The 24229-nt window shown below is 45.6% G+C and carries 23 protein-coding genes; 9 read left to right on the top strand and 14 right to left on the bottom strand.

The window, feature by feature from the left end; translation table 11 throughout:
* Positions 1-432: 432 nt before the first annotated feature.
* The 4 genes from QUA77_RS19660 to QUA77_RS19645 form a co-directional block, all read right to left on the bottom strand.
* Positions 433-927, bottom strand: coding sequence for a Uma2 family endonuclease (locus tag QUA77_RS19660; RefSeq protein WP_333451952.1), 495 nt, complete (start codon positions 925-927; stop codon positions 433-435).
* Positions 928-1040: 113 nt separating this feature from the next.
* Positions 1041-1838 (bottom strand): Uma2 family endonuclease, encoded by a 798-nt coding sequence (locus tag QUA77_RS19655; protein ID WP_333451950.1) that lies wholly within the window; start codon positions 1836-1838, stop codon positions 1041-1043.
* A gap of 187 nt (positions 1839-2025) precedes the next feature.
* Positions 2026-3516, bottom strand: coding sequence for an MlaD family protein (locus tag QUA77_RS19650; RefSeq protein WP_333451948.1), 1491 nt, complete (start codon positions 3514-3516; stop codon positions 2026-2028).
* Between the two features lie 93 nt (positions 3517-3609).
* Complete coding sequence (locus tag QUA77_RS19645; RefSeq protein ID WP_333036901.1) at positions 3610-4392, bottom strand: ATP-binding cassette domain-containing protein; 783 nt, start codon at positions 4390-4392, stop codon at positions 3610-3612.
* A gap of 171 nt (positions 4393-4563) precedes the next feature.
* Here QUA77_RS19645 and QUA77_RS19640 point away from each other — a divergent pair, with 171 nt between their 5' ends.
* A complete protein-coding gene (locus tag QUA77_RS19640) occupies positions 4564-5964 on the top strand; it encodes a gluconeogenesis factor YvcK family protein (RefSeq protein WP_333451946.1) in 1401 nt (466 codons plus the stop codon).
* A 134-nt stretch (positions 5965-6098) separates the two neighbouring features.
* Positions 6099-6548, top strand: coding sequence for a tRNA (adenosine(37)-N6)-threonylcarbamoyltransferase complex ATPase subunit type 1 TsaE (gene tsaE / locus QUA77_RS19635; RefSeq protein ID WP_333036903.1), 450 nt, complete (start codon positions 6099-6101; stop codon positions 6546-6548).
* Between the two features lie 16 nt (positions 6549-6564).
* Here the strand turns inward: tsaE and QUA77_RS19630 are convergent, their stop codons facing one another.
* The 3 genes from QUA77_RS19630 to QUA77_RS19620 all read right to left on the bottom strand — a co-directional run bounded on the left by QUA77_RS19630 (position 6565) and on the right by QUA77_RS19620 (position 8629).
* Positions 6565-6900: a DUF5615 family PIN-like protein gene (locus QUA77_RS19630; protein ID WP_333451944.1), complete on the bottom strand. Its 336-nt coding sequence runs from the start codon at positions 6898-6900 to the stop codon at positions 6565-6567.
* Positions 6901-6912: 12 nt separating this feature from the next.
* Positions 6913-7245, bottom strand: coding sequence for a DUF433 domain-containing protein (locus QUA77_RS19625; protein ID WP_333451942.1), 333 nt, complete (start codon positions 7243-7245; stop codon positions 6913-6915).
* A 61-nt stretch (positions 7246-7306) separates the two neighbouring features.
* Positions 7307-8629 (bottom strand): dihydroorotase, encoded by a 1323-nt coding sequence (locus QUA77_RS19620; RefSeq protein WP_333451940.1) that lies wholly within the window; start codon positions 8627-8629, stop codon positions 7307-7309.
* A gap of 89 nt (positions 8630-8718) precedes the next feature.
* Here QUA77_RS19620 and lepB point away from each other — a divergent pair, with 89 nt between their 5' ends.
* Positions 8719-9327, top strand: a complete 609-nt coding sequence (gene lepB, locus QUA77_RS19615; RefSeq protein WP_333081491.1) for a signal peptidase I — start codon at positions 8719-8721, stop codon at positions 9325-9327.
* A 179-nt stretch (positions 9328-9506) separates the two neighbouring features.
* On the opposite strand, the gene QUA77_RS19610 is transcribed toward lepB, so the two are convergent.
* On the bottom strand, positions 9507-11042 hold the full coding sequence (locus QUA77_RS19610) for a peptide ligase PGM1-related protein (protein WP_333036905.1): 1536 nt from the start codon (positions 11040-11042) through the stop codon (positions 9507-9509).
* Between the two features lie 363 nt (positions 11043-11405).
* Entirely contained in the window at positions 11406-13022 is a 1617-nt protein-coding gene (locus QUA77_RS19605) for a glycosyltransferase family 39 protein (protein WP_333451939.1), read from the bottom strand.
* Positions 13023-13340: 318 nt separating this feature from the next.
* Here QUA77_RS19605 and recA point away from each other — a divergent pair, with 318 nt between their 5' ends.
* Positions 13341-14480, top strand: a complete 1140-nt coding sequence (gene recA, locus QUA77_RS19600) for a recombinase RecA (RefSeq protein ID WP_333036907.1) — start codon at positions 13341-13343, stop codon at positions 14478-14480.
* 174 nt (positions 14481-14654) lie between these two features.
* Here recA and QUA77_RS19595 read toward each other — a convergent pair whose 3' ends face one another.
* Positions 14655-15092, bottom strand: coding sequence for a hypothetical protein (locus QUA77_RS19595; RefSeq protein WP_333451937.1), 438 nt, complete (start codon positions 15090-15092; stop codon positions 14655-14657).
* Between the two features lie 305 nt (positions 15093-15397).
* Here QUA77_RS19595 and QUA77_RS19590 point away from each other — a divergent pair, with 305 nt between their 5' ends.
* Entirely contained in the window at positions 15398-16882 is a 1485-nt protein-coding gene (locus QUA77_RS19590; RefSeq protein ID WP_333036909.1) for a NarK family nitrate/nitrite MFS transporter, read from the top strand.
* Positions 16883-17001: 119 nt separating this feature from the next.
* On the opposite strand, the gene QUA77_RS19585 is transcribed toward QUA77_RS19590, so the two are convergent.
* Complete coding sequence (locus QUA77_RS19585; RefSeq protein WP_333036910.1) at positions 17002-17721, bottom strand: hypothetical protein; 720 nt, start codon at positions 17719-17721, stop codon at positions 17002-17004.
* Positions 17722-18337: 616 nt separating this feature from the next.
* Here QUA77_RS19585 and QUA77_RS19580 point away from each other — a divergent pair.
* Positions 18338-18811 carry a Coq4 family protein gene (locus QUA77_RS19580; RefSeq protein ID WP_333036911.1) on the top strand — a complete coding sequence of 158 codons (474 nt, stop codon included), beginning with the start codon at positions 18338-18340 and terminating at the stop codon, positions 18809-18811.
* A gap of 29 nt (positions 18812-18840) precedes the next feature.
* On the top strand, positions 18841-19065 hold the full coding sequence (locus tag QUA77_RS19575) for a helix-turn-helix transcriptional regulator (protein ID WP_333036912.1): 225 nt from the start codon (positions 18841-18843) through the stop codon (positions 19063-19065).
* A gap of 149 nt (positions 19066-19214) precedes the next feature.
* Here QUA77_RS19575 and QUA77_RS19570 read toward each other — a convergent pair whose 3' ends face one another.
* The 3 genes from QUA77_RS19570 to QUA77_RS19560 form a co-directional block, all read right to left on the bottom strand.
* Positions 19215-20111: an alpha/beta hydrolase gene (locus tag QUA77_RS19570; RefSeq protein ID WP_333036913.1), complete on the bottom strand. Its 897-nt coding sequence runs from the start codon at positions 20109-20111 to the stop codon at positions 19215-19217.
* A gap of 217 nt (positions 20112-20328) precedes the next feature.
* Complete coding sequence (gene dacB / locus QUA77_RS19565; protein ID WP_333451934.1) at positions 20329-21777, bottom strand: D-alanyl-D-alanine carboxypeptidase/D-alanyl-D-alanine endopeptidase; 1449 nt, start codon at positions 21775-21777, stop codon at positions 20329-20331.
* 75 nt (positions 21778-21852) lie between these two features.
* Positions 21853-22179 (bottom strand): (2Fe-2S) ferredoxin domain-containing protein, encoded by a 327-nt coding sequence (locus QUA77_RS19560; protein ID WP_333036915.1) that lies wholly within the window; start codon positions 22177-22179, stop codon positions 21853-21855.
* A 245-nt stretch (positions 22180-22424) separates the two neighbouring features.
* On the opposite strand from QUA77_RS19560, the gene QUA77_RS19555 reads away from it, so the two are divergent.
* Positions 22425-22886 carry a CBS domain-containing protein gene (locus tag QUA77_RS19555; RefSeq protein WP_333036916.1) on the top strand — a complete coding sequence of 154 codons (462 nt, stop codon included), beginning with the start codon at positions 22425-22427 and terminating at the stop codon, positions 22884-22886.
* Between the two features lie 263 nt (positions 22887-23149).
* Positions 23150-23824, top strand: coding sequence for a phycobilisome degradation protein NblB (gene nblB, locus QUA77_RS19550; RefSeq protein WP_333451931.1), 675 nt, complete (start codon positions 23150-23152; stop codon positions 23822-23824).
* Positions 23825-24229: the final 405 nt, after the last annotated feature.

Below are 24229 nucleotides of genomic sequence, written 5' to 3'. Positions count from 1 at the left end.
TGATAGCTGGTATTTATAATTATGAACTTTCTTTGAAGACAAATTAGCCATCGCCTGAGACTTTCGCAAGAGGTCTAGTGAAGCGCGATCGCACCCTGACTTTTTAGCCGTTACTCTCAGGGAATTCGCCAAACCGAGATCGGTAACGCGCTAGCAAAGATGCGAGTTCAGCAGCACGCTGGGGTTCGGCTTCTAGTGCGGAGGGTAATTCATCAGGAAGCAGTAATTTTTATCCATTATCTTTCAGATAAAAACAGATGAGTTTTCCACCTATTTCTAAACGCCGTTGCAGCACTTCACGGCGACTTTTAGTAATTAATTGATAGCTATATTCCTGTTGGTAGTATTGAGATCGATCGCCCTTTGGAATTCCTTAATTGCCTCAACATGACTCGGCATATTAACACACCTGACGAGTAAACCAATATCGAGTTATGGGAGCAATTGGGAACTCGCAATCTCTTCGTATCCTTGCTCTCTGAGAGCATAGAGAGACAGTCGGCTGTTTTCCCAAAACCAGACTTCAGGGATTTGCAGCCGTTTGTAAGCCTCTAGCTTATCAATTCCGCCGCTAGTGACGACAACTTTGATCGCTAAATCGGGACGTTCTCTATCAGTACCCAATTCGTAAGACTTGTCGGCTTCACACTTTACCAGTCGCGATTCATTTTCTAATGTCAGAGACTCCGTAGGGGTGAAATCGATTGCTGCCGCCATCATGTAAGTTTCTACTAACGCACCGATACGTCCCTTCGCTGTTTCGTGTTTTCTTCCAGGCATTTTCTGAATCTCCAGTATCCCATCTAAAAATGACAGCCGAACCCCTGGAATATCCAGCATCGGTTCTAAGGTTTTGAATTGTTCCCACGTTAACCCTGGAAATAGCAACGGCTGAGCTAATTTCTCTTCTAATGTTGTTGCAGTCATGCCTGACTCCTTAATTGTGGTTATTTTTAATCTAAAACGCCCTTGCTGACTCGATTGTGCAATCAAAATGGGATTGGATTAAGGGGCGAAAGGTCGATCGACATCCCACACCTTCAAATGCCATCAGGATCGATGCCCTGACTTCTCAAGTATGCCATTAGTCGATCGGCCCTCTGGCGTTCCTCTTCGGCCCTCTGGCGTTCCTCTTCGGCCCTCTGGCGTTCCTCTTCGGCCCTCTGGCGTTCCTGTTCCACCCGTTCGGCACCCCACAAGAGCAAATTGCCATTCTCATCCCACCAGCGCAACCAATAACCGGTTCTCTGAGATTTTTCACCTTCCCAAACCCCCAGAAATAAACCCATTGATTCTATCCAGAATCGCTGATTAGCATCCGGTTCTTGCAATTCGTATTCTCCCGATGTCGAGAGTCTGTACACTTCCAAGACTCCAGATTTAGGTTCAAAAATTACATAAATCGGTACTTGGAAAATTCGCTCATAAAACCGCCATTTTCCGTAAGGATATGTCGGTTTATTTGAATATTCACTACCGTCAGTATCCGATAAAAATTCCATCACTACAGCAGGTACTTCTCCCTCAGCATTGGGCGTATAACTGCGGCGAACTTCTCCTGGTTCTGCTGGCAATACCGAGGGAACGAACACCCAATCAGGGGCTTTTACTACTGTTTTGTCGTTAACTTTGGCACATAGTCCAAAATTGGAAGCTATTAGCATTGAAGCTAGGATAAATCCTGCCATATCCAAGGCTTCTCGCAAGGCGGCGGCTAAAAGTGGTTGGTCGATGTTTTCCACAGGATCGTCGGGTAATTTAAAGTCATCTGGCAATTTTTCCCAAGTTACAGTATACTGGGTTTTGGTTGCGTCCGGTTTCGACAAAGTTTGCGTCATTGGTTTTCCTTGCTTAGATTGAAATAGTTTTTTGTTAATAGGATTTGGACAATAACTTTAATCTCTGGTGCGAAAAGCGCACATTATTAACTAGCTGTAATCTTGGTGTTTATTGCCCTGATTACTAACTATCGGAAGTCGCGAATATTGTTTTGCAATAATTGCGGTTATTCAATGATACCCTGTTTTAATGGGTATTTGCGGGAGCAATTTGTTCTGATGACCTTGCACTTTGAGAAGGTATAACAGGCAATTTTGGCTGTTTTTGCAAGCTGGGAAATCCCGGCTTTACTGCTTGATTTCTGGCAATTGTACTCTCATTTACTTTCTCAGAAAGAGGAGCTAATGTTTGAGTCACTTTCACTTGCTGTCGGAGTTGTTCTGTCGAACCCAATAAGCCTCCCAATCCGTTAAACAGCCTGCGAATGTTGTTGCGGAAAGCCGGATCTCCTGTCAAATCATCCACGTCGGAAGTAATTTTCTGCACGTTCTGAAATGTAGCTCGTGCAGAATCTAGAGTTTGCTGCAATAATAGCAAAGTGGCGGGATTGTTTACCTGGCTGGATAAATCTCGCAAATTACCAGAAGCTTGGGCAGCATTCGCTGATAAAACTTCTAAATTGTTCAGCAATTGTCCTTGGTTGATGCGATTAATTGTTGGACTCAAACTGCTGACAGCTACCCGCAGTTCCTGACTGCTTTGATTGATGTTATTTAGAGTAGAGACTAAACTTGCGCGGTTTGTTGTTACTAAAGAATTGAGTTGGTTGGCTGTTAATGTAACTTGATTTGCTGCTTGAGTTACTGAATTAGCAGAATTTATCGCAGCGGCCGATACGGCTTTTGTGGAAGTGTCCGCCGTAGCTGCTACTTTAGAAATATCAGTTGCGACTCCTGATATTTCTGCTTTTAGCGATTGATTTAAATTGCTGGCTTCTCCCTTTAATGATTGATTTAAACTGCTGGCTTCTCCCTTTAACGATTGGTTTAAACTTGCTATTTCGGTTTTTAGTGATTGATTTAAGCTCCCAAGATCGGCCCTTACATCTTGATTTAAAGTTTTTATTTCGGCTTGGGCCGTTTTAGTTAAAGTCGATAAATCTTGAGTGAGTTTAGCTGCACCTTTAGCTGTGTTGGCTGTATTTTCGGCGAGGGATTTAATATTGTTGAACAGCGCGGGGTCGGTGTAGAAATTAGCTAGGCGGACTGTGGATCGAATTAGTTCGTCGATAGTGACTCCAGCTTGACCTTTTAAGCGCGCATTTTGGCAGATTATCTCCGGGGGACAGTCGGCACTAACGGGATTGGCGGTAAGTAACGATTCTGGCAAAATCGAGTTGGGGGTAATGTCGATCGACGATTCGCCAATTAAACCCGATTTATTCGCTTCGATCGTAACATCCCTGGGAATCACTAAAGTACCGGGGGCAATCTCCAGCGTCACGTCTACGCCGTTGGAACCCGGTTTGAGGGCGGTAATTTTACCGACTGCAACCCCGCGATACCTGATGGGCGTGCCTATTTGCATTCCTTGGGCGCTGCCAAATTCTACGGCGAATTTGTAGCTGCGGTTCCCTAGCTGCACGCCCCGCAGCCAGAGCACTAAGCCGCCAAATAAACCGATTCCTACTAAAATTAAGAACCCGACAGAACCTTCTCTTACAGTTCGCGATTGCATATTTTCTCCTCAGTCATTGGTCATTGGTTATTAGTCATTCATCATCGGTCATTTCAATCTAAAATCTAAAATCTAAAATCTAAAATTGGCTGACTATCCAAGCGCTTGAATTGGGCCAGTAACACTGCCGCTAAAAAATTGTCGGATCAGTAAATTATCTGTCGATGCAATATCGCTGACAGTTCCCTCCCACTGCACTTTGCCTCGATAGAGAAACACAATGCGATCGGCAGTGCGGCGGATGGTACTGTCTTGGTGAGTGACGATCGCATAAGTGCTGCAAACACCTTGGGCAGCCTGCAAGTCCCTGATTAAATCTTCAATTACCGTCGAAGCAATCGGATCTAAACCCGCCGTCGGTTCGTCGTACAGCAAAACCTCTGGATTATCCCTGTCATTATCAGGATTCGCCATGATAGCGCGGGCAAAACTTACCCGCTTCCTCATTCCCCCAGACAACTGCGCTGGATAGCGTTCGCCAATTCGCGGCAAACCCACCATCTCCAACTTTTCCTCCACCAATTCCCGAATGCGGCGGCGCGGCAGCTTAGAATGCTGGTAAAGTAAAAAACCGACATTCTCCTCCACCGTCAGCGAATCAAACAAAGCCGCTTGCTGAAACACCATCCCAATTCCGATCGGATCTGCCACGTCGTCCACCCATCCGACCCTGCGCTGTCCCTGAACAAAAACCTCACCGGCATCCGGGGCCAACAAACCCGCAATTATCCGCAGAATCGTAGATTTCCCCGTCCCGGAAGGGCCAATAATTGCCAGGGCCTCTCCCCGATAAATCCTCAGATCGACTCGATCGAGGATCGGGTTCTGGCCGAAGGACTTACTTACCCCCTTGAGTTCGATTAGTGGCTCTGCCATAGGATGTTATCAATAAGTTGTCAGTCCTCAGTCATCAGTCTACCTAATGACTCATGACTCATGACTCATGACTAATCACTAATTACTTCAATTGACTGCCAGAATCAAAACTCTCTTGTATTGTAAATTTGTCAGCTCGAGCTGTTCCAATACCCTTAAGACTAATTAACCATGTCAATTAGTTCACTTCCTAAAGCCCTCCGCGTCTTGGCTAAAGCCAAGCAGGTTTTTGCCCAATCCAGAAATCCTTACCCCCCTTCTTTGCGGAACGGGCGAGTTCACCAGTGGTTTAAGTGGTTAGCCCCCGGACTGTTAGTGAAACGGTGGCTGCTGATTAGTGCCAGCGGCGTGGTACTTGCCACTTTGGGTTTAGCAATTTGGACTGGGATGACTCCCATTTTCTTCTTATTGCAATTATTGAGAAATTTTTTGGCGTGGATTGCGGAAGTTATTCCCAATTACGTGTCAGGCCCGATCATCATTGCTGGCGGGATTTTATTAATTCTGTGGGGACAAACTCGCAGTTTGAACTCTATTACCCAAGTGCTGATGCCCGAAGGCAACGAGGAACTGGTCGATCGACTCCTCAACCACCGTCGCTTGAACCGCGGCCCGAAAATTGTGGCAATTGGGGGCGGTACGGGTCTTTCTAATTTGCTCAGGGGATTGAAGGATTACAGCGCCAAAATCACTGCTATTGTCACCGTGGCGGATGATGGCGGGTCTTCCGGGCGGCTGCGGCGGGAAATTGGGGTATTGCCACCGGGAGACATTCGCAATTGTTTGGCGGCTTTGGCAGATGAGGAAAAGTTATTGACTGAGTTATTTCAATATCGTTTCCGGGCTGGTGACGGTTTGGTGGGTCACAGTTTTGGGAATTTGTTTTTGACGGCGATGAGCGATATTGCTGGAGATTTGGAACAGGCGATCGCCGCGAGTTCTAAAGTTTTAGCAGTGAGGGGAGAGGTGCTGCCGGCTACTCTGAGCGACGTTTCTTTGTGGGCAGAACTCGCTGACGGTCGCAGGATTGAGGGGGAGTCAAGCATTACAAAAGCAAACGGGCAAATCCTCAAAATAGGCTGCACTCCTGCTAATCCTCCGGCGTTACCTAGGGCTGTGGAAGGGCTTCGGGAAGCGGATTTTATTATTATTGGGCCGGGGAGTCTTTATACGAGTGTCATTCCGAATTTGTTGGTGCCGGAAATTGCTGATGCGATCGCCAACAGCGAAGTTCCGCGCATTTATGTTTGCAATATTATGACTCAGCCGGGGGAAACTGACGGATACAGTGTTGCAGACCACATTCGGGCGATCGACCGCGCTTGCGGCCGGCCGCTGTTCGATGCTGTAGTAGTTCAAGGCAAAGTCCCTTCTGCAAAGGCTTTGATCCGCTATTCTCAGGAGGATTCTTATCCGGTTGTACTCGATCGAGAAGCCGTAACGCAATTGGGGCGGCGAGTTGTCATCGCCAATGTCATGGATGAAGATGAAAATACGGGTTTAATTCGCCACAATTCTCAAAGGTTGGCGGGGATGTTGCTGCGTTGGTACGGCCGCGCGCAGAACATTTAAGCTGCTGACTGCTGACTGTTGAAGGTTTACTGTTGACTAATGTTATTAGTTATTGGTTATTGGCAGCCGCCAGCGACTAACAAATAACAAATAACAAATAACTAATAATAAATGACTAATGACTAATTATTGAAATGAAAACTTTGCTTCCCGATTCTGAGGCTACGCGCAACTTTGGTGTTGCGTTAGGTCGATCGCTCCCCCCCGGCACTGTAATCTTATTACAAGGAGATTTAGGTGCAGGCAAAACTACCTTGGTTCAAGGTATCGCTGAAGGCTTAGGAATCTCAGACTCGATTGAGAGTCCTACTTTTACACTGATTAACGAGTATTTTGGAGGACGAATTCCGCTGTATCATCTAGATTTGTATCGACTAGAACCCGAAGAAGCGGAGGCTTTGCACTTAGAAAGTTATTGGGACGGATTAGAAAGGGATTTGGGAATTGTGGCGATCGAATGGGCGGAAAGATTGCAGTACAAACCAGAAAATTATTTGCAAATTTCTTTAAGTTATCTCGATAACGGGCGGCAAGCTGAAGTAATTGGTAATGGCGAGTTATTGGATTGGCAATGGGAAAATTGAGCTAGTGCGATCGAACTTACTGCGGCTGGCGGTTGACTCGAATCAATTTACCTCTCAAATTTTCCTTACCAGCAATAGCATCATTAATGCGTGTTGCCAACCTTTCTAGATTTTTATCGTCTGTACATACGATAATACCAGCATGATTTGGTTGTTGAGTATGCAAGCGAATCAAATGCCGACGATTTTGCGTCATAACCGCCCGATCGTTATTCACAGCAAAGGCTAATACTTCGGGGTCATCATCTCCGGCATTTCCTGCCTCTTGAATACTCAGGGCATCGTGACCTAAATTTCGCAGCAATGCCACAATAGGAAACGGGAACTGTTCATCTGCATAGAGACGTGCCATAAATTATACTTCCTACATCATTGCTGCTGCTTCTTCTCGGAGTGCTGTTTCAATTTCTTCGGAGTTAGCCTCAGCATAAGTCCAGACATTTACTAAGTTTGCAGCATTCAACTGGGGATAAAATTGTAGAAGTTCAGCATCACTTGAACCTTGACGGCGCCAACTCACGAACAGCCAAACGGGAAGTCTAGTTTGGGCAATGCAAGCATCGCCGCCACACAGGTCGGGAGTTTTGGTAATTCCTGGCCAGCTATTACTTAAACTTTGGGCTAACAGTCTTATGACTTCAGCTTTCTCAGTCGGAGTTAAGGCCAGGAGTTGTGTTTCTAGTTCTTCGAGGATCATGGGTAAAATCGCTTTTGCGATGCAGGAATACCCAATTATAACACTTGAGTTAAATTCAAGCTTACTCCGCGTCAAATGTCAAAGCTTCTCCCCTCACATTTGTATCCAATTTACCATTTTCAAAAACAACTTTTCCTCCAACAACAGTCACAACTGGCCATCCAGTCAAACTCCAACCTTCAAAAGGACTCCAGCCGCACTTTGTCACCATTTCTTCTCGCAGCACAGGTCGATAATTATCCAAATCTACTAATACCAAATCGGCATCAAAACCAGGAGCAATCGCTCCTTTGTTAGGAATCTTATAAGCCTTAGCAACTGCCGCCGACATCCAATTAGCAACTTGAGCAACTGTACATCTTCCCTCTACTGCTTGTGTCAGCATCAAAGGCAAAGAAGTTTGGACTCCCGGCATTCCAGACGGCGTATTCGGATAATCTTGAGCTTTTTCTGCTAATGTATGCGGGGCATGGTCGGTGGCGATAAAATCAATTACGCCGTCGAGTAAAGCTTGCCAAAGTATTTCGTTATCGCGGGGCTCGCGCAAAGGCGGATTCATCTGAGCTAAACTGCCAATTTTTTGATAGGCGCTGGTATTTAACAACAAATGCTGCGGCGTAACTTCTGCTGTCACCCAACTCGGTTTTTCCTGGCGCAATAACTCAGCTTCATCCCCAGTTGAAAGGTGCAGAATGTGCAGACGCCGCTGATATTTATTAGAAAGTTTTAATGCTAGCTGAGTTGCTAATAAAGCTGCTTGATTGTCTTGAATTTGCGAGTGCACGGCTACATCGGAAATCCCGGCAAATTCCTGACGCCTCTGATTGATTCTAGCTTGGTCTTCTGCGTGTACGGCAATTAGTCGATCGCCCTTGGCAAAAATCGCCTCTAAAGTTGCTTCTCCATCCACCAACAACTGCCCGTGCATAGAACCCATAAACACCTTAATTCCCGGAGTCGGATTCGCATTCAACAAATCCGGCAAATTCTCGGGCGTTGCACCAATAAAAAAGCCGTAGTTCACCAAACACTTCTCGGCAGCGCGACTTAGTTTATCATCTAAGGCAGCTTGGGTTGTGGTCAGAGGTCGCGTATTCGGCATTTCCAGAAACGATGTCACGCCGCCTTTAGCGCAAGCACAGCTAGCGGTAAATAAGTCTTCCTTGTGTTCTAAACCCGGTTCGCGGAAGTGTACCTGGGGATCAATTACTCCGGGTAACAGAGTTAAGCCTTTAGCATCTATTTCTCGATCGCCAGATTCGACAATTTCCGCAGCAACCTTGACAATTTTGCGATCGCAGATTTGCACATCTCCTACCAAAAACTCACCATTGGGCAAAAGAATGCGAGCGCGACGGATTAACAAACTTGATTTGGGAGTCATAAGATACCATTAATTGAGTAAACAGCGTGCTAGCATGGAAGCATTATTAAGTTTATAATTCGTATCCAGCTCAGTCACTACAATACCCTATGACTCGTCTAGACAAGTCAGCCGACGAAAAACCTCCGCAAGACACCGAAAATCCTTGGATCGAAGGAATTAAGACGATCGGCTTAGCAGCATTTTTAGCCTTTGGTATCCGCACCCTGGTTGCCGAAGCACGCTACATTCCCACCGGCTCGATGCTCCCAACCTTACAAATTAACGATCGATTAATTATAGATAAGGTCAGCTATCGATTCCAAGAGCCCCAGCGAGGAGATATTATCGTATTTATGCCTCCTGACCCCGCTAGTTTGTGCACGGGACAGCCGCCACCGATCAAAGATGCCTATATCAAGCGAGTGATCGGACTGCCGGGGGACAGTGTGGAAGTCAGAGAGGGAAAAGTTTTTATTAACAAGCAGCCGCTACAGGAAAAATATATTGAAGAAATTCCGCAGTATCCCTACGGGCCTGTAGTTGTAGCTCCAAATTCTTACTTGGTGCTCGGCGACAACCGCAACGCAAGCTGTGACAGTCATTACTGGGGCTTTGTACCCAAGCAAAATATCATCGGTAGGGCAATTGTGCGTTTTTGGCCGCTCAACCGCACAGGTTCGATCGACCCCACGCCCCTTTATCCCGCTAAAAATTAGCTATAACGGAAGGAAGAAGCAAGCAGCAAGAAGGCAAATTCAATAATAGCAATGGTTTGGGTGATAAAAAACTTCCTAATCGTCTTGCCGGTTGCTATACAAAACGCGAGGGATATTAGATACCCGACTTCTTCAAGAAGCCGGGTATCCAAGCTGACTGGCTGGATAAAATCTAAAATCTAAAATCTAAAATCGCCTGACGTTTCGCGATCGAGAACTTTCACAACTTTGTTATACATATCCTCAGCTTCTTGCTGCGAATTGCCAATACTCGTCACTCCCAATTTGCCAAACTCCGACAAACAACCCATTAAATGAAACACGCTGCCCGTCTCTGTACCGCTGTCAAAGTGCAGTTGATTGTCAGCAATAATATCCATCAAATCGTTCGGTAATAATCCCCGATAGCGCTCTTTTTTCAAATTGTCCGAAGCGACATAATATTTTGGACGGCCCTGCAAGCTGTAAAATAATCCTGTCGAACGTTCGTACCGACCATTTGTTAACAGCTTCAGCGCCATAAACGGATGAGTTGTGCCTCCTTTCCGCAAGTTAATTTCTATTGCTTGCATATCCCAGTTGCCGTCGGATTGGCGCACCGCGAGAAAATCTACTCCAAATCTCTCTAAAGCGCCTTTTTTAGCTAAGTTTTGCCCGACTTTCCATCCCAATTCTTGCAAAGCCAGCCGGTAAGATTCGTCCGCAGGAAATCGGCAACCCAGGAAAATTTGGCCGTCTGGGCCTCCTAAAATTTGGTCGTGGGTTGAGAGAATTTCTACTTCGCCGCTGGGCACAATTCTGCCTTGAACACTGGGCGAGAACTTTGCTTCTCCTTCGATAAATGCTTCGGCAATTGCCCCTAATTCGGGAATGCGGCTGCTAAAGTTTTCCCAGGTTTCCCCCGTTGCTTGAAAGCGCAAATTATGGAAGTGCTCGCCAATTGCCTTCGCTCTTTCTTGAGGCGCTTTACCTGCGAGGGACTTCAGATATAAAATTGCATTTCCTTCCCCCGAAAAACCTTCATTTAACTTAATTACGATCCGTTGCAAATGCGGCTGCCGTGCCCACAAATCCGCCGCAGCTTCCGCTAAATCTTCCGCATTCCAAACCAACTCGGAACCGTCAGGATAAGGCACGCCACATTCTTTAAAAATTTGCCTGCTACCGCTTTTGGTTCCCCAGTATAACAGATCGGGATCGCTGGCCCACAAAGGAATTCCCAATTTAACAGATAACTCGCGTTCTAAGGGCGTCGAGTTATAACAAACCATATAGGATTTTGTCGGCCGCACTGCTTGACGAATGCGCTCCATTAAGCGGGGACGATCTAAAATTTTCTGGGTGAGGGATTTGGCAGAAGCATCGTAAGCACTGAATAGCACAAGCCGATCGCGCGCGTGAGAAAATGGAATTCCCGGCAGCAATTGCAGGTAATAATCCACAATCATCGGGTGCAAGGGCTCGGAGGTAATGTAAATTAAGCGCGTGCGCGGATTTCGCAGGCGAATTAATGAAAATAAATGCCGCTCTTCGTAGTGGTAAGCCCCCTCAACTTTCTGCATTTCTTGCTGATCTAAGCTGAGAGAAGGAATGATAATAATGTCACAATCTCCGCTGTCGAATTCTTCGATAGCTCGCCAACGTTCGCGTAATTCTGTCTGAAGATCGCGAAACTTCTGCGCGGATTCGGAAGATGATTTATTTAACTCTTGCATTGTGTTTAATCCTAAGTATTCAAATAATTATTGCTGATCCTGTCGGGTGTGTCAGCCCCAATACTTGAGACAACTGACACAGTTTTTTTGTCTGACGCACTTTACCGGGAATATTGACAAAAATGCCCAAATAGTGATTTAAGGTGCGTCAGTCGAAATATTTGAGGCAACTCAAACAGTTTTTTCTGACCCCCCAAAAACCGATACCGTCCCACCTACTCCTGTCGTGAATCTCCAAAAATTTTAGACCAAAGTTTAATCTCCCAGATTCATCTGTGGAATAAATCTAAAATCTAAAATCTAAAATCTAAAATCCACTGACGAACCCTACCGGGGACGATCGTTCATTTCGGTCCATCTGCTCTAAGAAGCTCGCCGCGCTCGAAAAAGTCTGGCATATTCCAATATCGGCTCTAAGCGGCGTTGATTTTGCTTAAGTGCCGATCGCAATTTTTCCGAAGGGCGGAACACCAGGGGAGCCGAATATTTGTTCAGCATCTCGATTTCTGGCGACTGGCTCATCAGCATCAGCCGCACGTCTTTGTCGAGCAAATAACTCAGAGACAGCAAATCTCCCATGTTCGTAAAATCGTTGCCGCGATCGCTAATTACAATTGTATCTTTAATCGACCGATTAGCTATCGCCTCTTTGTTAATAATTTTCGCAACTTCAGCATTAAAATAGCTCAAGTCTTTGCTCCACCAAGTATCAGAAAAAGCGCTAACTGTACAGGAGGCTACACTTGCTGTAAATACCAAGGCTAAAATGACTTGCGAAAACCGCTGCTGAGTTTTCACGTTACTGGCGAGCAAGTAAGCAACTGCTAGCTGCACTCCCGGAAAACAGGAAATTAGATAACGGCTGACGGCGGAACGTTTGCCGCCTAGGATGAGATCCGGTAATGCCAGTATCAAAAAAGGTACAAAAATTGATGTTAAAATAAACAGCCAAGTTGAAGTGCTAACCCTGCGGCAAATTTTGTAAAGGGCTGCCGCGATTAACAACAAAAATGGCAATCTCAGCAGATAAGTCCAAATATTATCAAACCCGAAGTCGAAGTCAAAAAATAAAGCTGTAAAGCTGAGTGTCCACAATTTGACAAGATACAGCCAACCCGGAGATACTCGCGTCCAATCTGTCGTAGCTGATGCTCGTCCCAGGTTGGTTGCCAGCACGTAAATCCAGGGGATATACAATATTAAAGCTGCTGTTACTGCTAAGAAAAATTGGGAATTAGTGACGTGACCTGGCAATTTTGTTTTTTTGACAAACAACCAGTAAGAAATTATAAAAACTCCGTGCCCAATGAGTGTTAAACTGAAGAAAGGGTGAGTATAGAAACCAAGGGCGATCGCCAGCGAGTAAAATACCCAATTTTTCCAACCCCGCAACCGCACTGCTCTCAGCAGCAGCCAACTGCTGCCAATAACTGTGGCTGTCAGCAAACTGTACTGCCTTGCTGTCTGAGCAAACAATATGTCAAAGGGAGATAAAGCCAAAAGTGCTGTTGCTAATAACGCAGCAAAATTCGAGGCAAAAAGTTCCTGAGCTAAAGCGTACATCAAAGGCAGCGACAGCAAACTCAATAGTGCTGGCAAAGTGCGGGATGCTGTTAGAGAACTGCCAAATTGCTGCATCCACCAACGAGCCATGAGAAAGTATAAAGGCGGATGCTGCGGGTCTTCTAGTGCTAAAGAACGAATTGTGTCTGCTTCTGTACTTCCCGGTTTAATCCGCTGATATTTTTGCAATTCTGGTGCGGGGAAAATCCGGTTTTGGAATAGTTCGTCGTCGATTTCTTGGCGGGTGAAACCAGCGGCGCGGATTGATGTGTAAGCTTCGTCGTGCCAGTACAGTTTGCGATCGATCTCAAAAAACCGAAATCCGATACCTAGTAAAATGCCGATCGCCAATAAGTTCATCAGCCAGCGGGAATTTTTGGTATTAACAGATGTGTCTTGATGTGTTGTAGATCCCATGCTTGTCCTAATTGTGGCGATTCCCTCCGGGATAGCTACGCTTCACGGAATTTGGAACTGTAGACCATCTTAAACCTCACTCCGAGAGCGATCGATACCAACTACATCCCCCAACAGACAATAATTCTACCCTCTGCCGGATGCCGAATACCTTCTAGATTAGAGCCTTCTGAAAGCTGGCTCAGGCTGAACCACCCCCAAAATCAAGAATCTTAAACCAAATCCCCGCAGAACCTCCAGACCCTAAAAATAACTGCTAACATACGTGTTGTACAGTTAATCAACAAGCTCCGCAAGGGGTCTACCCGCGTACCGCAAATGGCAAAAAGAGATACGTCTATAAAAACTTCCACTGAAAACTCAGAAAAGCAAAAAGCTCTAACTTCCGTACTCTCCCAAATCGAGCGCAGCTTTGGCAAAGGGGCGATCGTCCGATTGGGAGACTCCACTCGCATGAGGGTAGAAACCATTTCCACCGGAGCCCTGACACTGGACATTGCTTTGGGCGGCGGTTTGCCAAAAGGCCGAGTCATTGAAATTTACGGGCCCGAAAGTTCCGGTAAAACCACTCTAGCCCTCCACGCGATCGCCGAAGTCCAAAAATCCGGCGGTATCGCAGCCTTCGTCGATGCCGAACACGCCCTCGATCCCACCTACGCCTCAGCTTTAGGCGTCGATATTGAAAATCTATTAGTTTCCCAGCCGGATACCGGTGAAATGGGTCTAGAAATTGTCGATCAACTCGTGCGTTCCGTCGCCGTCGATATCGTAGTAATTGACTCCGTAGCCGCCCTCGTCCCACGCGCCGAAATCGAAGGCGACATGGGCGACTCCCACATGGGTTTGCAAGCGCGCTTGATGAGCCAAGCTTTGCGGAAAATCACTGGTAATATCGGCAAATCTGGCTGTACCGTCATTTTCCTCAACCAATTGCGGCAGAAAATCGGCGTAACTTACGGCAACCCCGAAACCACAACTGGCGGTAACGCGCTCAAATTCTACGCCAGCGTGCGACTCGACATCCGCCGGATTCAAACCTTGAAAAAAGGCACAGAAGAGTACGGCAACCGCACGAAAGTTAAAGTTGCTAAAAATAAAGTTGCTCCGCCTTTCCGCATTGCCGAATTTGACATTGTATTTGGCAAAGGCATTTCTACCTTAGGCTGTCTTACTGACTTGGCAGACGAAATGGGAGTAATTATCAAAAAAGGTTCTTGGTATAGCTATAACGGCGAAAACATAGCTCAAGGACGAGACAAAGTGATCCAACACATGGAGAAAAATGCCGACTTCAAAAATGAAATTGAGGAGCTAGTTAAAAAGAAACTTGAGACTGGTGCTGTGGTTTCTGCTAATTCTGTTGCCCCTGTTGACAATGAGGATGAGGATGCAGAAGATCTAGACAATGTAGAAGATCTAAACAATGTAGAAGATGTAGAGGATTTGGAAGAAATCTAAATCTTTTAGTTAATAAATCCGATAGCTGTTAGAGCGCCGACTTTTTAAAGAAGTCGGCGCTCTGTTTATTCTGTTTTTTTTAGATGTATGGGTAAAGCATTTGAGAGAATACAAATAACCCCGACTTCATCGAAGAAGTCGGGGTTCTAAAATAAGAGTATTTCACCACGTTGTTTAATGTTGAGGAGTTTGGTGAAAGGAAATCTCTAAAACTTCTATCTGCTGGTTGAGAGTAGCAGAGCGCTTCTGAGCATATTTGTCGTGCAGAAAAATAGTTAAGCCCACACCCACTGGCAATACAAAATAGATAAATCCCAGCAACATCTGAGCAATTTCTTCTTGCGCTGCTGCATCGAATTGAGGCGCAGCAGTAGGTTGACTTGTCGTGCTGTTGACTGTCTGCTGATTGGATTGCTCGATCGCCTGTGCTTTTACTTGCGGTTGAGCTTCCTGGGCGATCGCCCCAGAAGCAGTTCCCAAGCATCCAGCCACTGCTACACATACTGTCAGAAAACTAAAAAGTCTTGATTTAACCTTAAATCCGTTGTTCATGGCACTGATAGAGTGGCGATCGCCTTGCTGGGTTTCTCTTTCGGTTAAACGTACAAGCATTTTTACTTACCTGTTATTAAAATAAATTTAATTTCTGTATTCAAATATACATTTTTTTGAGTTTTAACGCAATAAGTATTTATTACTAAATTTCGACTTAAATGCAATAGCCGCATCAATTCGATGCGCTAACTGGCGTTTTGAGGATAAACAGTAACTTTGTATACAATTTTTCCTCTGGACATCCACTTGAATTGGAACGCAACGGATAAAAGCGCGAAAGTAAATAAACCGTTACCCCAAACAGTTAGAAAGTCAACTCGAAATTAATAATCTGTATTATTTATTAGGACAAGTTGTTATATATGCTTCAAGGGCTTTTATCGTTCAGAGGACCTTTTCGGATTCTGAACCTGAGTTGGTTTGCTTTTTTCTTAACTTTCGTAGTGTGGTTCAACTACGCACCATTCAGCACAACGGTGCAGCACGATTTGGGATTGACAGTTGGGCAAGCCAGAATCATCAGTTTATGTAACTTAGCTTTCGCAATTCCTGCACGTATTATTATCGGGATGTTGCTCGATCGCTTCGGGCCTCGCATCACCTTCTCTTCACTCCTGGTGTATGCAGCATTTCCGACTCTGGCATTCGCCTTTGCCCAAAACTTCAATCAGTTGGTTTTGAGCCGTTTGGCAATGGGAATTGTCGGCGCTGGATTCGTAGTTGGCATTCGCTTAGTTGCCGAATGGTTCCCCCCAAAAGATATCGGCTTCGCTCAAGGTATCTATGGAGGCTGGGGCAACTTTGGCTCTTTTGCCGCAGAAGCAGCGTTACCCGCGATCGCGGCAGGAACAGCTTTTCTCTCAGTCGGACACACAAATTGGCGGCTGGCGATCGCCCTTACTGGAATTGCCACAGCAGTTTTCGGAGTCATTTTTTACTGCAACGTTCAAGACACTCCTCCCGGCAAAGTCTATCAGCGCCCCGCCCGCAACGGCGCAATGGAAGTCACCAGCGCCAAAAGCTTTTGGGCACTGTCGATGACCAATATTCCTCTATTTGGTGCCTTAGCTTTGATTGTGTGGCGCTTGCAGAAAGCAAATTTTCTGACGGCAAATGTGATGTACGCTGTTTGGATTAGTTTGACAGCACTCTATTTAATTCAGGCTTACAAAGCCTGGGAAGTTAACCGAGAAGTTGTCACCGGTCAAAAACATTACCCACCTCAAGAACGCTATCAAATCAGTCAAGTATTCGTATTAGAATTAGCTTATGCAGTCAGCTTTGGTTCAGAGCTCGCTGTGGTTTCCATGTTACCGGAATTTTTTGAACACACCTTCAATCTAAATCATGCGATCGCCGGGCCTCTAGCTGCTAGCTATCCGCTGATGAACTTGGTCAGCCGTCCAGCCGGAGGCTTAATTTCTGATAAAATCGGCAGCCGCAAGTGGACGCTGACAGTCATGACGGGCGGAGTGGGATTGGGGTATTTAATAATGAGCCAAATTAGCGCCAACTGGCATTTAGCAATTGTGATTATCATGACCATGTTATGTGCCTTCTTTGTCTTCGCCGCAGCAGGCGCAACTTTTGGCATCGCCCCCTTAATTAAACCAGAAGCAACTGGTCAAATTGCCGGCAACATCGGTGCTTACGGCAGTGTCGGCTCTGTAATTTATGCGACCATTTATAGCTTTCTGCCCCAAACAGTGGCAGGCAACCGCAGCTTCTTTGAGCTACTCGGAATTGCGGCTGTAATTGTGTGCTTCCTTTGTGTTTTTATCCTGAAGGAACCAAAGGTTATTGAAAGCCAAGATTTGGCAGAAGAAGCTTTGCTGCTGGGCCACTAAATGGCAAATTAGGTTTTAAGTAGAACAAGTTAAAAAAACAGAACACCCAGAAGCATGACTTCTTTATTTAAGAAGTCATGCTTTGAGATGAGCAGCAGTTTATTTATCACTTTTGTCACTTACTGTGGCATAGAAACTGGCTGAACGTATTGAGAATTAGCCCGCACATAACAGCCTTTTGTTGTCAGCAGCCAGGGTTGATTATTCTCAATTTTAATTGCATTTGTTCCCCTGAGTTCAGCAGCAATTGGATCTTGATTCGCGCGGTAAACTTGTTTGATTGCTCCATTGGGAGTCTGGCGACAGTTGAGTTCTCCATCCCGCGAGGTGACTCGCCAAGACGGCCAAGTTCCTAAGCCAGAAGTTTGGCCCAGCCAAGTATTAGCATTGCTAGAAGTATAGTCGCCGCTAGCATTAGGACGCGGTAAAGATTCGACTAAATTTACTTTAAATGTCTGGCCAATAGAAGGACAATTTTCTCCTCCTTTCACCTTCCAAGTAACTTCGGCTCCCAATTGGCTGCTCCTTCCAACTTGACGCCTAACAATGGTAATATCCCCAGAACAAACAATTTTTTGGCCAGGGCCGCTCGCACTGTCTTTGAAAGTCCCATTGTAATAGTAAGAGCCTGCTGCTCCTTCATAACGGGTAATTTGAATATTGCCCAAAAATTCCCGATTGCCTACTTTGGTAATGTAAAAACCGCTGCGATTGTTCCCTTTTTCTGACAGGTTTAAAGTAGTTTTACCGTTAGGATTAACATAAGTCGTAGCGCTAGCAGCAGCGCACCAAATCAATGACACAACTCCTGTGGATAACAAAATAGAAAGTTTTTTCACAGCAACACCTTGTATGATATGAATCTCTACTTTATTTGTAGCTGTTGGTGAAGATATTTGACAAGTCGCTCAAATGAGTGTGACTCATTTGAGCTACATTCTAACGACATACGGGCAACCCCCCATGATTGCCACGACAAATTCGGCAACCACGGGGGATTGGCACTACTGCGTAATTCCGAAACATCAACTCTGCATAACTTCACCTTACTTCAGCTCCCTTCAACTCTCTTCACTTGTATGCACCTGCATCACGAGGTCTGCAAGCTTCAACTTCTGACTCATTGCAGGTTCCAATAATTAGCAGCAGAATAAATTTATATACGTAAGTAAGGGGGTTCCAATCACCGCTAAATACTGTGGATTTTACTGGTACTTCCCGGTGAGTCAAGTTGGGATTCCAAACACTAGGGCGATTTTTACAGGTAGCAGATTTCAAATCTAAGAATGCTTGTAAAGAAATGTAAAAGCTCCTGACAGCCGATTGCTTTGACAGAAAATACGATTTCTAAGTTCAGCCCGTAAAAAAATCGTATTGATTCAGCGCAAAAATGAACTTGACCAACATAAATTAATTTGCTCGAAACTTAAATCATTGTTGAAGGGAGAATAAATTATGGCTGACGGTCAATTAGGAGTTATATTAAAGATGGCTCAAACAATTAATCCTCAAATTGAGAGCGATCGACATTTTGAAATAGACTTGGCAAAATTGCGCCAACTGCCAGCAGGAACATTAGGGTGCGAAGTGGCGCGATTTCTAGACGAACAAGGCTTTGAGCCGATCGCATCGGGAGACTGGATTCAGCGAAACCACGACGTTTGGCACGTTCTGACCGGTCTTTCAGCTTCAACAGAAGATGAATTGGTACTTCAAGCGTTTACTCGCGCTCAAGTATTTCGTCCTTCTTGTGCGATTTTAGTGTTAGTTGGACTGATCAGCGGCAAATGCGCGATCGGACAAATTATCAAAGGCTTAAAACACGGAAAATTAGCTACTCGGCTAATTAATTGGGACGTTGCATCTGATTGGGAAACTCCTTTATCTGAAGTTCGAGAAAAACTCGGAATTCTACCCTTAATTGATTAGATTTTAACTCGTTACCTCACTGCAAAAGTATGCAAAGCAAAAGTTACAAACCGGAAATTAGCCTGAGTCCACGGGAAAGAGCGATCGCACAATTAGTAGCCCAAGGGCTGCCCAACAAATGTATTGCCAAAAATTTAAACATCAGTCACTGGACGGTTGCTACTTACGTGAGGCGGATTTTTATCAAACTCGGTGTGTGTTCCAGAACTGCGATGATTGCACTGCTGATCCAAGAAAATTTGCTCTGGGACTAATAAATAAGTAGGGTGCGTCAGCTAGCTTGAATTCTCTGGTAATCCAGAAACTCTAGGCACGACGCACCCTAAAAAAAACCTATCCCTAGACAGATGAAAACCCGGTTTAGCTGTAAAACCGGGTTTTCATTTGCAATGTTTAAAACATTCTATGCCACAGCCACAGAACGAGAAGAATTTCTTAGAAAACTCAGCAATTCTCGATTCACCGTTTGCGGCGCTTCCTGCTGAATCCAGTGACCGCAGTGAGGAACTAATTTCAACTTAAACGGAGCAGTAATTAATCTGTCTAAACCTTCTACAAGTTTGTGGCTCAAAAACGCATCTTCTTCTCCCCAAAGCACCAAAGTAGGCACTGTCACAGGTTCTAATTTCTGCCCCAAATTCCAAAGCCTCTGCGGATGAAACATCTGCCGGTAATAATTGATAGCTGCGGCTAATACTCCCGGCTTTTCTAAAGCAGTCTGATAAATCTTAGTTTCCTCAGCGCTAAAAGATCCTTTGCGAACAGCTTGTCCTTGAAAAACATTGTGTACAAAATCTTTCAAGTTTTGCCGGATCAACCATTCGGGAATGCCGGGAACCTGAAACGCCAAAACGTACCAACTGCGGCGGATTTGATCTAAATTGCTCGCCATTTCCTGCACGAATCGCTGCGGGTGCGGAGCGTTTAAAATTGCCAAGCGGTTGAGTTGTTCGGGGAATTTTTGAGCTAAGTGCCACGCAATCGCTCCTCCCCAATCATGACCTACAACGTGAGCTTTTGTATAACCGAGGCTCGCAATCAAACCGCGAATATCCGCGCTCAGGGTATCTAAATCATAGCCGCTTTCCGGCTTGTCGGAATCGTTGTAGCCCCGCAAATCCGGCACCACAACCTTGAAATGACGCGCTAAAGCAGGGATTTGATGACGCCAAGAGTACCAAAACTCTGGAAACCCATGCAGGAGGAGAACGAGCTCGCCTTCTCCTTGAGAAACGCAGTGCAGGCGGATGTTATTGGTTTCGACAAAGATGTGTTGCTGTTCGGAATCGAAAGAATTCATAGTTGGAAAGTTAGACTTATTTTCGGGAAGTACACAACCCGCCGACTGGTAGCAGGCTGAAACGGCCCAATGCTGTTAATTTTTCTACTTTTATTGTAGCTGCTTTTCGATCCCCGCCGCTGCAATCTAATTAAACTTAAAACTTGTAGGGTTTTGGGGTGTCCTGTGTTTTAGGTGTAACTACTGAGTTCAAGTTTATCACCTTAAATGTATTGTTTTAACAGCGGCGCAGGCGATTCAATAATAGCACAATTTCGTCCGTTGCCGATCGCATTTTTGCAGTCGATAGGTCAGATTGATTGACGATAATGCTAAACACCAGCGGCTCGTAATTCGGAACTTCGATATATCCCGACAGCGCCGAAACTCCGCTCATAGTTCCTGTTTTTGCTTGCAAAATTACGCGATTTGGTGTATTATTAAAGCGATTTTTCAAAGTGCCGCTCTCCCCAGCGATCGACAGTGACTGGCGGTAAATCGATGCAGCAGGTGAATTGGCCATAAATCTCAAAGTTTCCACCAAGGCTTCTGGAGTAATTAAATTGTGCCGAGACAAGCCGGAACCGTCGGCTAATATGTAGCTGTTTGGATTTACTCCTAATTGAGTTAAAACTGCCTTTAGCTCTTTCAAACCGCTTTCACCTGTATCCTCTTGTGGCACAGGCATCTTGCCTGTAACTTTTCCCAGCAATCTCAATAAAACTTCTGCATAAAGATTGTTACTTTCGCGATTAGTTTCTCTCACCAATTCCGCCAGCGGCGGCGATTCAACGGTCGCTAATTCTTGATTTAAATTGCGAGAAGCCGATGCAACTAAAGCCTGTTTAACAGGAATTCCCTCTGCTGCCAGGGCTTGTTGAAAATACTGCAAAAAATTATTAGCGGGGTTGACAACTGCCACATAAGCTGATTCAGGTTCCCCACCAACTTTCAACTGTCCGCTCACTCGAATTATAGGTCGATCGAACTCCCGGCCAACTTCAATAAACTCAGATTCGTTTTGGGCGACGGTAAGAGTATTGTTCTGAAGTTGCCACTGATTTGCCAGCTTTGCTTCGGCAAAAGTAACTTTCAGAGGTTGCCCCAGAGCCTGTGGCGACAAGAGAAGGTCGATCGCGTTTTGATTGAAAATTAAACTGTTAATCGGGGCTCCGTAGCCTGCTTGCGCGTCTTCCCATTCCCAATTCGGATTGACTGCACTGCCTTGAAAATAGCTGTCATCGCCAATCAACTGGTTAACTTGACTGATTCCCCGCTGCTTCAACTGCTGCGCCAAGGATTTCAACTGAGGCTCAGCAATGCTGGGATCTCCCCTGCCGGCAACGTACAAACTTCCATTTTCGCCGCTGTAAACCGATGTCTTAATCCGAAAATCTGCACCGAGTTTCTGCAAAGCAGCGGCTGTGGTTAGCAGCTTGGCATTTGATGCTGGAATAAAATATTTTTGGGCGTCGCGGCTGTAGAGAGTAGTAGTAGAAGATAGAGGTTGAATCAAAATGCCCCAGCGCGATCGACTAAATTCGGGACGATTGGCGATCGCATCTACTTGCGCCCCCAATTCCCCAGGACAAATATCCCCAGAAACCGCCGACGTTTGAGCAGCAACCGCCAACGGACGCCCCAGAATTAGGACTAACAAACTCAGCGCAATTCCTTGGATTTTCAAAGTGCCAGTTCCTTAACAATAACTATTAAAATTAGATGCGCCCGATCTTGGAAGTTTCACCGAATCAAGTCAATCTTAATAAGAATAACGCGCATGAATTCTCGGATTGAACAGCGCCTCTACAGGTTTCCCCTCTTTGAGGTGATCTTCCACAATTAACGGTACATCACTCGGTTTAACTCGACAATACCAAATTTCGTCTGGGGTAACTCGTACAGTCGGGCCAGTGGTGCACTGTCCCTGACAACTACAGGCCTCCACTTTCACCCCGGCAACTTGTTGAGCTTCAAAAGCAGCTAGCACTGCTGCTGAACCATTTTTCAGGCAAGATTGATACTGGCAAACCAATACACAGCGCGCTTCTGGTTGGGAGTCTGGTTCTCGGGCTGGAGATTCTGGCATTGGTAAGGATTTATCCGCTCTTTAAGATATCTTAACAATCTTCTCAAGCCGATCGCTCGCCGGAGGGAGGCAAACGGCAGAATTTTATAGTGCGATCGAAAAAAACAGCAAAATTCTGGCATTCAAACTTTTTCCTTCTTTACTACCTTCAAACCAATCCTTTCAGCAGAGCTGCCTTTCTTCAGTCTGTGTCACGCTTTCCCTATATGATCGATTTAGAGCAACAACTCAATCAACCGCTAATCATGCCAAAAACAGTAGCCGATGTAATGAGCCGCGAGCCGATTTTGGCGCGACCCGAAATGCCCTTGAACGAAGCGATTAAAATTTTAGCTGATCGACGCATTAGCGGTCTTCCCGTCGTAGATGAGAATGACTTGTTGGTAGGAGTCATCTCCGAAACCGACTTGATGTGGCGGGAAAGCGGCGTAACTCCGCCCGCTTATATCATGGTGCTCGATAGCGTGATTTATTTGGAAAATCCCTCTCGTTACGAGCGAGAACTCCACAAGGCTTTAGGGCAAACAGTAGGAGAAGCGATGAGTACAGAGCCAGTTACCATCGGGCCGGACAAATCTATCCAAGAAGCTGCCAAACTGATGCACGATCGCAGCATCCATCGATTGCCGGTGGTCGATTCGGCGGGCAAAGTAATCGGCATCCTCACTAGGGGAGATATTATTCGCTCGATGGCTGCCGAATCTTAAATTAACTGTTGCAGTTCCAGGACTGTATCAGAAAATGAGTCGATCGCTCTTTCAATCTCGCCAACTTTTGGCAATTACCAATTACCGAGATTGACGACAAGGAAGTCAGGAATACACGCAGAGCTATTTTTTTTCTTCCTTCTTCCCTCTTCCTTCTTCCCTCTTTCCCTCTTCCTTCTATCCTTTACATCCGTTACATCCGTTACAGAATCCGTTGCCGAACTTCCTTCTTCCCAATTACCAATTATCAAATTTAAAATCGAATGAGCATTACCCCTGAGTCTGTCGAACAATTGCTGAATTCCGAGGATTTTGGCGAAAGACTGCGAGCAGTCAACCAACTGCGGCAACTAGAACCAGCGATTGCCTATAAACTGATTCAAATTGCGATCGGCGATAATAACGTCCGGGTTCGCTACGCAGCAGTCAGCCAATTATCAACCCTCGGCACGCAGAATCTGCCGAACGCTTTAGAGGTACTGCGAAACAGCCTGAACAACGACCCCGAACCCGACGTGCAAGCAGCAGCAGCCGATGCTTTGGGCGCATTGAAATTAACCGATGCTTTAGAAGATTTGCAGCAAGTTTATAGCAGTACCTCTGAATGGCTGGTGCAACTGAGCATCGTCGCGGCTTTGGGAGAAATGGGAGATCCGAAAGCCTTTCCGATGTTAGAAAATGCCCTGAATTCTGAAAACGAATTGATCCAAACCATTGCCATCAGTGCATTAGGTGAATTAGGAGATAAACGCGCGCTGCCGCTGTTACTTCCCTACACTTCCAATGAAGATTGGCAGATCCGTTACAGAGTAGCCCAAGCTCTTGGGCGGTTGGGCGGTACAGAAGCAGAGGTGGCTTTGGAAATTCTCGCAAAAGATGAGGTTGAACAAGTTGCTCAGGAGGCTAAAGCCGGACAAGAAAATATTTTGAAATCTTGAGATTGCTTCGGCGATCGCAAACAACCCTGCGCGGTTGTGAATTTTGAATTAATTTAGAATTTTTTGTGCGGGTTCTAGTAACAACTCTGTTCGCGATCGCACACAGAATTCAGAAACCCGGTTTCTTTCTATATTTCTTGTTCCTCTCTGCAAAACTTGTAGAAACCGGGTTTCTAGCCAGCCAACGGGCTGGTTGGGTAGCGCAAACCTTACTAATCAGGAAAAATCTCAAATCTTAAATCTCAAATTTAAAATTGTATTGATGCGACGGGCGATCGCAAATTCCTTTGAAACTCTCCTTAAATTACAGCGTACTCTTTGCTTTCCCAACCAGAGCCAGTATCTTGACATCCGCACTTTGACAACAGCTATAATCAAAATAAATACAGCAGCGGCAGGGATTAA

This window comes from Microcoleus sp. K5-D4 (genome assembly GCF_036704575.1).
Taxonomy (GTDB): Bacteria; Cyanobacteriota; Cyanobacteriia; order Cyanobacteriales; family Microcoleaceae; genus Microcoleus.
This window is presented reverse-complemented; position numbering and strand designations above follow the sequence as displayed.